Annotated in this window: 9 protein-coding genes; 2 read left to right on the top strand and 7 right to left on the bottom strand. The window is 42.6% G+C overall.

Translation table 11 applies throughout. The annotated features are described in order from the left end of the window. Window positions 1–1374 (bottom strand): DEAD/DEAH box helicase (locus tag B2575_RS04545; protein ID WP_349681510.1); only part of this gene is annotated, 1374 nt, incomplete at its 3' end. Between the two features lie 491 nt (window positions 1375–1865). Between B2575_RS04545 and mutS the strand changes: the two genes are divergently transcribed. Continuing rightward, a complete protein-coding gene (mutS, locus tag B2575_RS04550) occupies window positions 1866–4976 on the top strand; it encodes a DNA mismatch repair protein MutS (protein WP_296240353.1) in 3111 nt (1036 codons plus the stop codon). A 92-nt stretch (window positions 4977–5068) separates the two neighbouring features. Beyond that, entirely contained in the window at window positions 5069–5392 is a 324-nt protein-coding gene (gene fdxA, locus B2575_RS04555) for a ferredoxin FdxA (protein ID WP_133103830.1), read from the top strand. A 91-nt stretch (window positions 5393–5483) separates the two neighbouring features. Here fdxA and tfpZ read toward each other — a convergent pair whose 3' ends face one another. The 6 genes from tfpZ to B2575_RS04590 all read right to left on the bottom strand — a co-directional run bounded on the left by tfpZ (window position 5484) and on the right by B2575_RS04590 (window position 13351). Continuing rightward, a complete protein-coding gene (gene tfpZ / locus B2575_RS04560; protein ID WP_296240354.1) occupies window positions 5484–6227 on the bottom strand; it encodes a TfpX/TfpZ family type IV pilin accessory protein in 744 nt (247 codons plus the stop codon). Between the two features lie 98 nt (window positions 6228–6325). Beyond that, window positions 6326–6805: a pilin gene (locus tag B2575_RS04565; protein ID WP_296240355.1), complete on the bottom strand. Its 480-nt coding sequence runs from the start codon at window positions 6803–6805 to the stop codon at window positions 6326–6328. A gap of 220 nt (window positions 6806–7025) precedes the next feature. After that, window positions 7026–7499 (bottom strand): pilin, encoded by a 474-nt coding sequence (locus B2575_RS04570; RefSeq protein ID WP_349681511.1) that lies wholly within the window; start codon window positions 7497–7499, stop codon window positions 7026–7028. Between the two features lie 316 nt (window positions 7500–7815). Then, window positions 7816–8280, bottom strand: coding sequence for a type IV pilin protein (locus B2575_RS04580; RefSeq protein WP_296240356.1), 465 nt, complete (start codon window positions 8278–8280; stop codon window positions 7816–7818). Then, a complete protein-coding gene (locus B2575_RS04585) occupies window positions 8280–8873 on the bottom strand; it encodes a type IV pilin protein (protein WP_296240357.1) in 594 nt (197 codons plus the stop codon). Before B2575_RS04585 ends, B2575_RS04580 begins: the two co-directional genes overlap by 1 nt. Next, the gene (locus tag B2575_RS04590; RefSeq protein ID WP_296240358.1) at window positions 8873–13351 is read right to left on the bottom strand and encodes a pilus assembly protein PilC; all 4479 of its coding nucleotides are present in this window, start codon (window positions 13349–13351) and stop codon (window positions 8873–8875) included. The genes B2575_RS04585 and B2575_RS04590 overlap by 1 nt, the downstream gene beginning before the upstream one ends. Window positions 13352–13395 lie beyond the last annotated feature (44 nt).

The raw sequence follows: 13395 nt of genomic DNA on the forward strand, positions 1-13395 counted from the left end.
CGTCGCCGTACCAACCAAGACTGGAGCACCTTTGGCTTGAATCTCTTTAATCTCGCGGATGATACCTTTATACTTTCCTAACTTGGTTAAGAAAATTTGGTCATCCATGTCGATACGCGCAATCGGCTCGTGCGTTGGAATCACGATGACATCTAAATCATACGTTGATTTAAACTCTGCTGCTTCGGTATCAGCGGTACCCGTCATACCCGATAATTTGTCATAAAGACGGAAATAGTTCTGGAAAGTCGTCGTCGCAAGGGTTTGGTTTTCCGCCTGAATCTCGACGTTTTCTTTGGCCTCTACCGCTTGATGTAGACCTTCTGACCAGCGGCGACCGGGCATGGTACGACCGGTGTTTTCATCAACGATAATCACTTCGCCGTCATCAACGATATAATGGACGTTTTTGACAAACACATGATGGGCACGAATGGCCGCTTGGACGTGAGCCAATAGCGGTAAACGACTTGGGCTATAAAGACTTTCGTTTTCGCCAAGCTCGCCCACTTCGATTAAGAAGCGCTCAATTTTTTCATAGCCTTTTTCACTGATTTCGATTTGACGATTTTTTTCATCAATCCAGAAATCTTCTTCTTCATTATTCTTATTGGCCTCTTCGTCTTTTGAGCGAATCAGCACCGGGATAATGGTATTAATCAGCGCGTACATACGTGAAGAATCTTCGGCTTGACCTGAGATAATCAGCGGCGTACGAGCCTCATCGATTAAAATAGAGTCAATTTCATCGATAATACAGAAGTTTAATGGACGCTGCTTTTTCTCTTTTAAACTAAAGACCATGTTATCGCGCAGATAATCAAAGCCATATTCGTTATTGGTACCGTAAGTAATATCCGCTTGATAAGCGTCGATTTTTTCTTGCGGCGGTTGTTGTGAATAAATGACACCGACGGTCATGCCCAAAAAGCCAAATAATGGACGGTTCAATTCAGCATCACGTGCCGCCAAATAATCGTTGACCGTAACCAAATGCACACCTTTACCACTGATGGCATTGAGGTACATAGCCAAGGTACCCATCAAGGTTTTACCTTCGCCCGTTTTCATCTCAGCGATTTTGCCTTCGTGCAAGGTGATACCACCGATCAGCTGCACATCATAATGACGCATGCCATTGACGCGTAATGACGCTTCACGGCAGACGGCAAACGCTTCGGGTAGTAATGCATCTAAGCTTTCACCTTGTTGGTGGCGTGCTTTAAACTCTTCGGTTTTTTGTTGTAATTGCTCATCAGACAGGGCTTGTACCGCAGCCTCTTGTGCGTTGATTTTGCTGACCACTTTGCGCATGCGCTTTAATTCGCGGTCATTTTTAGTGCCAACCACACTGCCTATAATCTTTGATAACATAATTTTTTGACCTATGGAAATATTCGATAATTAGTGCGCATTAGCCAAAGCTTCGCCCGCTGCCGCCTTGTCATTACAGTCATCACCTGACTAAGTACCTTTTGTTAACAAAGCACCTCTTAATAAGGTACTGCCTAATGAAGTGTCGCCTAATGAAGTATCGCCCAATTAAGTGTGACGTCATTATATATGGTTATGACGCCGATGGATACAAGGGCAGCGAGTAGATATTTGCCGACGTAAAAGCGCGGCAGGACGTGCTAAAATAGTAATTACACTTTCACACTTCTTAGTTTTTTGACTGCTAAATTTGCGCGCTATGATCACCCTTTAATAAAGCTATTTTGGTAAAAATCAACCAGAATCTTGCAAATCAACCACTCATAAGCGAGTGTTTTTCTCATCTATTTTTTACACTGATCTGTATATACCGTCGTACATCTAACGCCAGCTGATTAAACAACCCATTGAAGCATTATAAGAGACTCTGCATGACCGCTAAGCCATCCGCTCAAAACCTTAACGCCGCCAAACCTACTCCGTCAAAGTACGCAATATCAAAACAACAGACCGCGACACCTTTGACCGCCGATCAGTTGATGGTAGGCGATGCCGTTTATCACTTGGCAGATCATACGCCGATGATGGTGCAATATCTAACCATGAAAGCCAACTATCCACAAGCGTTACTGCTGTACCGCATGGGTGATTTTTATGAGTTATTTTTTGATGATGCCAAGCGCGCGGCACAAATATTAGACATCACCTTGACTCGCCGTGGTACGGATAAAGCGGGCAATACCATTGCCATGGCAGGTGTGCCTTTTCATGCGGCCGATAGCTACATGGCAAGGTTGATAGCGGCTGGGCAAACCGTCGTTGTGTGTGAGCAAATTGACGAATCAGCCACTGGCACTAACAACACGAATAATCATTCCAATGCTCCGACGATGGGCGATAAGCAGAAAAAAGATAAAAGCAAATCTGCTGCTGGCAGTATTATGCGCCGTGAAGTGGTTAAAACGCTGACCGCAGGGACAATTACTGATGATGCTTTAATTGCGCCCAATCATACGCCAACTGTGGTCGCTATTGATATCGAGATACCTAAATCGAACAGCAAACAACCTGTGCAAGCTGCCATTAGCCAAATGGATTTAGCCGCTGGAACACTAACGACGCAAACGCTTAGTGCCAGCTATAATAACAGCCATGATGATGTTAAAAATTTGCAAACGCAAATGCTGACGGTGCTGGCACGCTTTGCACCTAGTGAATGTATCGTTAGCGAAGCACTTAGTGAAAGTCTTCACGAAGATTGGATGCTGTGGCTACGTCAACACCTCGACTGTCCTATTATCCAAGTGGCGGCAAATGACTTCCATCGTGAGCATGCCAGCGCAACCCTTTGCCAGCAGTTTGACGTGCAGCGCCTTGATGGACTAGGAATCAATGACGCACTTCTTGCTCAATCTAGCTGTGCAGCGCTCATACATTATGCGCGGCAAACTCAGCAGCGTCATGTGCCACAACTCAACCAGCTAATCATAGAATACAGTGACGATTATTTGATTATTGATGCCAATAGTCAGCAAAATCTTGAGCTATTTACCCCCGTTAGCAGTAATGGTACGTCATTAATATCTGTCCTTAATCATTGTCAAACGCCGATGGGTCGACGCTTACTGGTGCAGCAAATGAAACGCCCACTGCGTCAGCATGCGCGCATTAATTTACGCCTAGATGCCATAACCAGTTTGTTAAATACTGATAAACAGTCTGAGCAAAGCTCGGGAAATATCTCATTAGTTACCAACATACGCGAAACCCTAAACGCCATTGGCGATATCGAACGTATTAGTAGCCGCATTGGACTAATGAGTGCCAAGCCGCGTGACCTGCGTAAACTTGCTGAGGGTATTGCTAGTAGCGACCAGCTTACGATGCTACTGACGAATGCAGGTATTCGCCATGAGCAAGCAGGACTGTTGCCGATGCTAATGCAACAATTGCCTGCGCAGTTACCTGCCATACAGTCCGTCGCTGAGCTGATTGAGCGAGCCATTATCGCAGAGCCACCTGCCCATATTCGTGATGGTGGCATGCTCGCCACTGGCTATGATACTGAGTTTGATCGCCTGACTCATTTACATGACAATATTCAAGTGACTTTGGATGAAATGGTCGAGCGCGCACGTTTAGAGAGTCAATTACCCAGTCTAAAAGTGGGTTTTAATAAAGTGAGCGGTTTTTATTTTGAACTGCCTAAAATGCAGGCAAAGAATGCACCAGCACATTTTATCCGGCGGCAAACGCTCAAAAGCAGCGAGCGCTTTATCACTGATGAGCTAAAAGAAGTCGAAACCGAGTATCTAAGTGCGCAGACATTAGCATTAACTCGTGAAAAGCAGCTATATCACGAACTCTTAACTGAACTCAGTAGCCATTTAGCCGAACTGCAACAGCTGAGCGCGGCTATCGCGCAAATAGATGTGCTTAGTAATTGGGCACAGCTTGCCATAATTTATAATTGGCAACGACCAGTCATGAGTAACGACTCAAAAGACAATAGTAGCTTAGAAAAAATTGATAGCCAAACTAGTATTGATATCAAAGCAGGTCGCCATGTCGTCGTCGAAGCGGCATTAAATCCAATCCATACGAGCAATAATATTCATCAAAGCAGTACCAAACATAGCAGCCATTTCGTTGCCAATGATTGCGCATTGGGCAGTCATACCAATCCTGAAAGACTGTTAATGATTACCGGTCCTAATATGGGCGGTAAATCTACCTATATGCGCCAAACGGCATTGATTGTTTTACTTGCGCATTGTGGCAGTTTTGTCCCCGCATCAAGTGCTCATATTGGTGATATTGATCGTATCTTTACGCGTATCGGCTCAGCGGATGATTTGGCTGGCGGTAAATCGACCTTTATGGTGGAAATGATTGAAACCGCCAATATCCTTAATCAAGCGACCAACAGATCGCTGGTATTGATGGATGAAGTCGGACGCGGTACGGCTACCACTGATGGTTTAGCGATTGCTCATGCTTGTGTTAATCGACTGGTCGAGATTGGCTGCCTGACCTTATTTGCCACCCATTATTTTGAGCTGACAAAATTGGCAGAAAAAAATATAGAAAATAATGCAAGCAATTGTGCCAATATTCGCAACGTCCATGTCGCCGCCAGTGAAGTTGATGGTCAATTATTATTACTCCATCAAATCAAAGACGGTGCAGCAAGCTCTAGCTTTGGACTGCATGTAGCAAAAATGGCGGGGATTCCTACTGAGGTATTAAATGATGCTAAACGTTATTTAATAGACAATTTGAAAGCGGAAAACGAAAAAACCATTGATGATAAAAATGAATTAGCTAAGTCGTTAACGGATAAACAGCAGCAGAATCATGAGAGTAAAGTAGAAAGCGTAAGCGTCAGCAATACTCATCAAACTCAAAACTCAGGTCATAATCCACAACAGAATCAGTTATTTAGCTTACAAGATGAGCTAAGCGCCATTAATCCTGATACCCTAACGCCAAAGCAGGCGCATGACTTACTTTATCATCTAAAGGAAATCATTAGTCATTAAAGGGAATTGTCAATTAGTGGTAAAAGCGCTAAAATGTGCCTTATTTTTAATCTATTCTATTTCGCACAATCCAATAACAGGTAGACAGTACTATGACCTTTGTCGTTACAGAGAACTGCATTCTTTGCAAATACACCGACTGTGTGGAAGTCTGTCCTGTAGACTGCTTTTATGAAGGACCGAACTTCCTCGTCATCGACCCTGATGAATGCATCGACTGCGCACTATGCGAGCCTGAATGTCCTGCCAATGCCATCTTCTCAGAAGATGAAGTACCAAAAGGGCAAGAGATATTTACTCAGCTGAACGAAGAGCTGGCACAAAAATGGCCAAACATCACTGAGATGAAGGGTCAATTACCAGAAGCTGAAAAGTGGGATGGCGTGGAAGGTAAAATTCAGTATTTAGAGAAGTAGATAACCATATACTATTATCACAAATCTAATGCTTCAAATTTAAAAAAGCCAAACGTTATGTTTGGCTTTTTACTTGTGCACATATAATAGTCTAAGGTCGCAAATCGACAATATCTATCACTTGCTGATGCGTGATGTCTATCAAGATCACCATATCTTGCTCATAAGCCACTAAGGGTAGCCAGCCAGTCGCTGCTGGGTAGTCAATCATAACGCTATCGACGCTTTGAGTGGAGTTATTCTTCGACAGCTCAGTCAAGTCATGAGCTTTGGCTGCCATAATAGCCCACTGATTATCTAATGGTTCGTACAGGTTGGGCTGCTTACTCGGTGCAACTCCAGTCTCTAACTCTGAGAATAAGCGCTCACTTCTCTCCTCTGCATTTGCTACCGCTCTGACAGCAACGTATTTCGGTACGCCCCAACCTAGCGTGCTATAACAGGTCTCAGCTTCATCTAGACTTTCTTTCAGTATTTCATTAGCTTGGACGACTTCAAAGCGACTGGTATCAAAAGCAATATACACAGGTCTACTGATAGCGATATTGTAGATGCCGTAGGTGAATGCAGCGAGCTGCAAGACAATAATCACTCCCAAATCAAGCTTTAGAGATTTTTTGCCTTTTTTAGCAATGATTAACGTTAATAAAGGTCCTAAAACAACATCGATACCCAACATCATAATAAATATGTACGTCACACCTACTGCTTTAGCTAAGGGCGCTGGATGCCATACTATGAATACAATATATAGGCTCACCAAAGCAATAAAAACAGAAATACCTAAATGATAAACAAATGCTTTAAGGCGAAATTTTAGAGATGAATGTAGCATAATTTATGTCAATTTTTGAGTGTATATGATTTATAAGCAGAACTATCTTGCGTAAGTTATTAACGTATTCAAAAAGATATGAAGCAGTATAAGCTGTTTTAGTCTTGGCAGCTTGCTGGGAGCTTATCTGTGCCAACTGACCCACTACACACCCACTTGATCACTTGCTGGTTATTTGAGGTATTGATCTCAGGCGTAAGTATCAAGGTCTTACCTGCATTAGTGCCTGTATCGAAGTTTACCGTAATGACCCCAATATCTGCCGTGACAGCGACACCATTAGTCGCCACGTATTTGCCCTCAAGTGCGTTTGCCTGACTGCCGATGATACCAGTGACCGCTACCGCTGCCGCATCGGGGAATACTTTATTTTCAAACACCCATGTGGCGATGTCACTACGTATGGTATCCGACACTACAAAGCCTTCTACCGCCTGGGCGCGCGCGGTATAAGTTAAGTAATTGGGTAAAGCGATGGCGGCTAGAATACCGATAATAGCAATTACGATCATCAGTTCTATTAAAGTAAAGCCTGAATGAGAGCTACTGGTAGGACTAGAATGTGCGATGGTGTACATAATAACTCTCTCATGGAACAACATAAGTATATGACTATCTATAAATATGTCATTGCACACAACGTACCATTATACCGGATGGGCAAAAATGGACAGATAGAAAGCACTACACATAACAAAATTATAGATATAGGTCAAAAACTGACAAAAAAAAGCCCTAGCAATAGCTAAGACTTTTTTATGACCATAAGACTTACAACATAGTTATGCCAACTAACCATTACTGGCAACTAGTAGGCAAACGTGAAGCTTCTAAAGCCGTTGTTGTGGTTGTTACAGCACCAGCTACTGCTGCTCCTGCACAAGTCCAGCCTTTAATTTGTCCGGGCGCGCCTGCTGCTGGCGTTAAGGTCATACCTTTACCAGCATTGGCACCACTAGAGAAGGCTACACCAATTGTAGTTGGCTTTGCTCCTTCAGCCACACCACCTTCTGTAATAACAATATCTTTTGCCTTAATGTATTTACCTTCTAATAAATCAGCACCAGCTACGGTTGTTGGCCATGTACCAGTGTCAGCATAAACAACACCAATATCAGACTGTAGACCAGATGTTATTTTAAAGCCTTCAGCAGCTTGTGCACGAGCGGTATAGTCTTGATAAGCAGGTAGAGCGATCGCAGCCAAAATACCGATAATGGCGATAACGATCATTAGCTCGATTAGGGTAAAACCTTTTTGTGCAGTGTTCATAAGAACTCCTTTTTGGGTATATAAAGATAATTGGCTATCGTTAACACAGCCGCTTTTTATCTTTAGGGATATAATGTATTTTTCTCTTATTATAATTGCTGCAGGTAGCGTGCCAAAATATCACTATTATCGTTTTTATGGCTAAAACAGAGCCATAACTTCTAATTTTGGTATTACTTAGACTTTCATTTTCTTGTTATCCTTACATACCGTTACCAATGTTGCTGCCAACCTACTTAAAATTGTCAGCTAGTTATATTTCAGGAGTGAAAAGTAAACACATCTGACAAAATTTGTCACTTATCTATAAAATTTATTATTTATTCCATTCGTCATCGGTGCCGCAAGTATTCACAGTTTTGATTACTCGACACTTAACTCCTAAGTAATTCAAATTCATGCTGCCGTCATTAGCCATCTGACTACCAGTTTTGGGCGTGGCAATAATCATCCATTTTGAAGTTAATTCATTATCAGGTGGTGTTAGTGGTATGGGATTGATAGCCAAATCATATAGTGCTGTACCCTGTCTCGGGTATCCAACCGCAAATTCTGCTTTAATATCCCTGCTAATAGCTTTATAACTACCCTGTGCTAACTTACGACTCTCAATCTGACTGGCGATATTTTGCATCTCGCTCATCATATCGGTACGATTAGTTTTGATGACGTAACTCTGATAACTAGGATAAGCGATCGATGCCAGTATGCCGATCAGAGCAACGACTATCATCATTTCTATTAATGTAAAGCCTTTATCCTTATTGTTTAGACTTTCCATTACCACTCCTCCTGACCTGTACCGCAGGTAGTCGCATTTAGAGCGATAGTGCTGCTACTTTGACAGCGCACGCCTGTGCTGGTCATTAGCATGCTTTTCGCACGATTAAAAGTTCCTGTTTTATTAGGTGTTGCCACCATCTTCCATGCTCTACCCGTCGCATTATCAATAGCTGTCCCAGTAGTCACCAGTGAATTGGTCGTCACTGTACCATCACTAGGATCAGTGCTAGTGGTGCTATCAATCAAGGTGATTTTGTAACGATGGTTGGTATCCGTACTGCCTTGTGGCACATAAATGATTTTACTATCGTTATCGTCGTAACCATAGTTTGTTTGATTATTAGCGCTGTTGATGACTTGGGGTCTAAAACCCTTATAAGTCAATGCAGACGCTCGCCAACGCTCGAGCTGAAGCTCTAATTGGAGCATCTTCGACTGCACCTCATTTTCAGCGTTTCTAATGACGTACTGTCGATAGCTCGGTATCGCCACTGCCGCAAGAATCGCGATAATCATAACGACAACCATCAGTTCAATGAGCGTAAAACCGCGGCTCTTGCCACTAAGTCTCTTATCAGTATGATTAAGCATTAGTTACTCTCATACCATTGCGTTGGTTTTAGCACATAACGCTCTTTGAATAATATGCTTGCCATAGAACCATCGCCTTTGTCTTTTGTGATACCAGCATACGGGTCATTACCATCTACATAGCCGCCTACTGGTGGCTCTTTGGGACCCTTACCTTTTTTACTATCATCACCATAATCAATAAGATCATTAGCACGACCTGTCAAGCTTTGCGTACCAATGAGCACGGTCGTGTCTAAGTTATTGGCATTCACCGCACCAAGTGTCAGCTCTTGAATACCTTTACCTGCTGGTGTAAAGCCGCCTGTACCGGTTTTAGAGCTGTTATCCATACAGACGCCATAAGGCAGGCAATACATTTGTTGCTCTGAGCCACCAAGCGTTTGTGCCTCACAAATACTATTGTTGCCATAAGACATGTTAGGGTCATATACGGACATAAATAAATAATTGTTCATGACACGATAGTCGCCCATGGCTTTTACATGCGAGACGTTTTCAAATCCTGCAAAACGCGTTAGCGGATAATACCAACCTCTTTTGTCTTCTGAGCTATCTATCACTGAAAGCTCTTCGACCATTGCTGCTTTTGCCGTTTTGGTGTTTTCAGCAAGCTTACTACCACCTAGCTCTATCAAATCATCTTTTTCGTTTAATTCTTTGATAGTGAGTGTTGAGGTAGCACTACTTTCTAAAAGATCATTACGAGTTACATCAGTATCAATAATCCCATATAAACGATTGGCTTTGCTTTTATCACTACTAGTTACATCGCGGCGCTTAGCTAATGGTGAACTGCGATCGCCAGAAGCAATATTGACAAGGGCAAATATCTTGCTTTGCTTATCTCTATAAAAGCTCACTACTGGACGAGCATAGAAGCGATATGGTAATGCAGTGACATTTTCGGAAGCATTAAGCACTCGAACCACGCGTACTTCTTTAAACGCTTTTTTCTTTTCGTTAACGAAGTCAGCACGGAAGACGTTGCCACCTAAATCGGCAAAGTATAAATGGTCAAATAAACCATCATTATTGCGATCTAGTGGCGTAACGCCAGCGACGATACTGTGATTGTACGGATTGTCCCACGACCACAGCTTCTCGCCTGTTTTTGCATCGGTCACATAGATAGAACTGCCTTTGGCTGCCGTAGTCGGTACGAATTGTGGATCTTCGTACTGCATGTCATAACCCCCACCAAATACGATGACGTCTTTGTACTTAGTGTCACTAGCGCCTTCATTTACTCGAGCCGTGGTGACTGTATTCCAGATCTGCCCAACATTATTATAATCACTGTTATTAACAGTGACCTGAGTACCAGTGTCATTTCTATGCAGTTTTGCTGTTGTACTAGTAATATCTGGCGTAATACTAAATAGGATTTTTGGCGTATTTTTGTCAGCTAAGTCTAGAGCATATAATCCTTCTCCGCCCATTCGGAAACCACCATAAGCCGCCATTGACAAGAAATTGCTCGTATTGGTGACGTCATTTACATTACTGCTATCAGGTTTATATAAGGAAACTTTGCGAGTTTTTTGATCGCCTGATGTTGTACTGCTATAACGATATTTGGCACTGACTAACCATGGAGCATCAATCCCAAAGCTTAAATCGCCCATCGCTTCTTTTACTAAAGCTTCTGGTTGTTTACGGAACATCTCATGTAATACCAGTGCCCATTCTTCTTCGCCTGTATTGGCATCTACTAAATGCAAGGCACCATCCATCGAGCCAAATAATAAATAATCTTCTCGGTTATTTGCAGTGATGTTACCTGACTCATTCACTTCGGCACTATAAGAAACTAATGCAGGCTTCGAGTGCACGACTCCACCAACTTGACGAACTGGTTGAGTTGGGAAGTATATTGCTTCCTTCATATTCATTTTATCAATATATAACGGCTTAGTAGGGTCGTCTTTATCTCTATAGTCAGTTAAGTAATCAACGTTGTAGCCTAAGAAGTTAAGCATGATACGCTTGGATTGTAGAAGCGTTTTGCCTCCAGAACTATACACGCCGTCATTTATCTGAGGAAAACCGGTCGGCACTCCATTGTCACCAACGCCAATTTTTACCACACCCTCAGGAATTTTTGTATTATCAATTCCTTTATAGTTTTCGAAAAATACATTGCGTGTGCTAGCAGGGGAACTAAAGTCTGGAGCTACTAAGCGAGCATAAAAACCCCCACTATTCACAGCAGAATTACCTGCTGCACTTATAGGTGACTGGGCCCATAGATCAGCTGCGGCATCATTTAGCGTCCCACCTGCATCACTATACAGTCGTCTGTTGCCCTGACCATACAATGTACCGTTTTTAGTTTCATACTTTTTAAGGTTGCCTGGCCATACTTTAAACGTATCTCCTACTTTAGGCTCTAACATAGGCAGATAGGCATAGGGCAACGTCGTACTGGTTTGATAAGGGTCATCTGGGACAGTAATCGTACCAGCTGGTGTGGTATTAATAGTTTGATTTAAATCCGTGATAAATTTCTGCACACTATTAGCAATATCAAGTGAGGTTTCTGCGTAAAAGAAGCCGCCATTGCCATAGTCAGGGCCGCCCCATTTACAAGCATTTTTTGCATCTATATTAGTTGTTGCGTCACAATTATAAGTACCGTCGGATTTTTTAGGGATACCAGCAAATGATGAACCAAATCCTGCTACTGCTGTTCTAATACTTGCCCCAGATGGATTTTTAGTTTTGTCATGCAGTTTTTTGGCATATTCACCGATATATTCCCAGCCCCCTGTTTCACCAGCAAATAGATTAGATTGCAATTTTGGTGACACTAATCCAGACGGCACACCATTAATTTCATACAAATTGGTTGATAATGATTTGTTCATAATCTTACGCGCCATACCAGGCTTGGTCGAGTTTGGCGCGCCATCGGTTAAGAAGTAGATACCATTACTGTCACAGGACTCTGTACTACTGCCTTTAATATAAGCGGTACCATTAGCATTTTTAGTGTCTGCTGCTGAATATCTCAGACCACCTACTTCATTTTCTGTACCGGGGCTTAGGGAAAATGGACTGGTTCGATAAGATACTAGACCTCTTATACTTTCGCCATAACCCCATACAGTACCGACGATAGGCTCGATATCAAGGGGTTCTTGATCTACCTTTAACCAACCACCATAGCGCCATCCAACAGGTAGAGCTTCATAAGTGTCCCAAAGATTGTTTATAGAAATATCTTTACCAGTTAAACTTTTTATCTTCGTTTTAAAATCAGCTTTGCTAGCGATTTTTAACCATGCGCCTGCAACATCAGGATTTGGGTAGTAAATGCCTTTATCTACTGTTCCTTGGGAGATATTGCTGCCATCGCGTCCTGGCCAGTTATTTACACACTGCTCAACGACCGCTCCAATCGCTGACGTTTTATCTGTACCTAGCTCAACGCAGACAAAATAAATCTGCTTGTCGGCCCCACCATTTTGCTTAACCATATAACCATCATAAATGATTCCTACATTTTTGACGGTATTATTATCTACACCAGTTCCTGTACCCATCATATAAGCGCCAGCTTCTGCATAAGCATGGGCAGTAGGTGTACCACTCGAAGATTTGGTAACGTCTGGATAGCTGTTACTAGAGAGCTTAAGATTAGAGTTTGCCGTACCGTCCTCATTCGTAGTGGTATCAAGCGATTTAAAACCTGCCAATGCCTTAATAATTTTTTTGCGTTGTTCAATAGTCAGAGGTGCCGAAGGTACTAGTATACGTCCAGAGTGACCATCAACTAATACGTTAGTTGCTGTACCAATGGTAATAGTCTTCCTCTCGTTTCCGTCTTGATACTCAGCTTTGGACGAAAAGTGTCCAAGACCCATATAGACTTTATTACTAATTTGATCGCTTACTAACAATGGTATTAATGCGTCTTTTAATCGCGATAGCCGATCTAGTTCTGTAACCGTTTTGGCACTCGCTCCCTGTCCAAATGTCTTTGTACAGCCACGCACATAATAATCAATCGTTTCAGAACCGATAGTAACCGTTTTCTTTTTAGACGTTAGACCTTTAGTTGATGCATTTTTTAGGTTATAAGCCCACTCAAAAATACTATTAGTATTTCTATCCCTATCATATTCACCTACTACAACACGATCGCATAATGGTACATCTACATCACCAGGGCTTCCATATTTATTGTTTTTAGGAAGAACCAACGAGCTGATCCCCATCGAGCCTGAAGTATCGATCATCATCATCAAGTTAGTACGCGCAGCAGAAGCTGGCTGATAAATACTTAGGTCACCGATACTGCTTACTTTGCCATCTTGATTGACAGCGGCTTGAGACATGCTCATACACATCATGCCGAGTACAGCAGCACTTAAGCTAGAGACGCGCCACCAAGAGTTAATATGTTTTTGAGCAGCGGATTCGATAGCCGTCACTTTGGGCGCGCGATAACGATTGAGGTGTTTGAGTTTCATAATGTTATCTCCTGAGCACGGCTACGATAGACGTGACGATATAA

This window comes from Psychrobacter sp. UBA6739, from assembly GCF_002453835.1.
In the GTDB taxonomy this organism is placed as follows: Bacteria; Pseudomonadota; Gammaproteobacteria; order Pseudomonadales; family Moraxellaceae; genus Psychrobacter; species Psychrobacter immobilis_A.

Coding starts and splice junctions, on each gene's coding strand:
- tfpZ (WP_296240354.1), bottom strand. CDS start 6,227: ATGCTACATTCATCTCTAAAATTTCGCCTTAAAGCATTTGTTTATCAT.
- mutS (WP_296240353.1), top strand. CDS start 1,866: ATGACCGCTAAGCCATCCGCTCAAAACCTTAACGCCGCCAAACCTACT.
- B2575_RS04570 (WP_349681511.1), bottom strand. CDS start 7,499: ATGAACACTGCACAAAAAGGTTTTACCCTAATCGAGCTAATGATCGTT.
- B2575_RS04590 (WP_296240358.1), bottom strand. CDS start 13,351: ATGAAACTCAAACACCTCAATCGTTATCGCGCGCCCAAAGTGACGGCT.
- B2575_RS04585 (WP_296240357.1), bottom strand. CDS start 8,873: ATGCTTAATCATACTGATAAGAGACTTAGTGGCAAGAGCCGCGGTTTT.
- B2575_RS04565 (WP_296240355.1), bottom strand. CDS start 6,805: ATGTACACCATCGCACATTCTAGTCCTACCAGTAGCTCTCATTCAGGC.
- B2575_RS04580 (WP_296240356.1), bottom strand. CDS start 8,280: ATGGAAAGTCTAAACAATAAGGATAAAGGCTTTACATTAATAGAAATG.
- fdxA (WP_133103830.1), top strand. CDS start 5,069: ATGACCTTTGTCGTTACAGAGAACTGCATTCTTTGCAAATACACCGAC.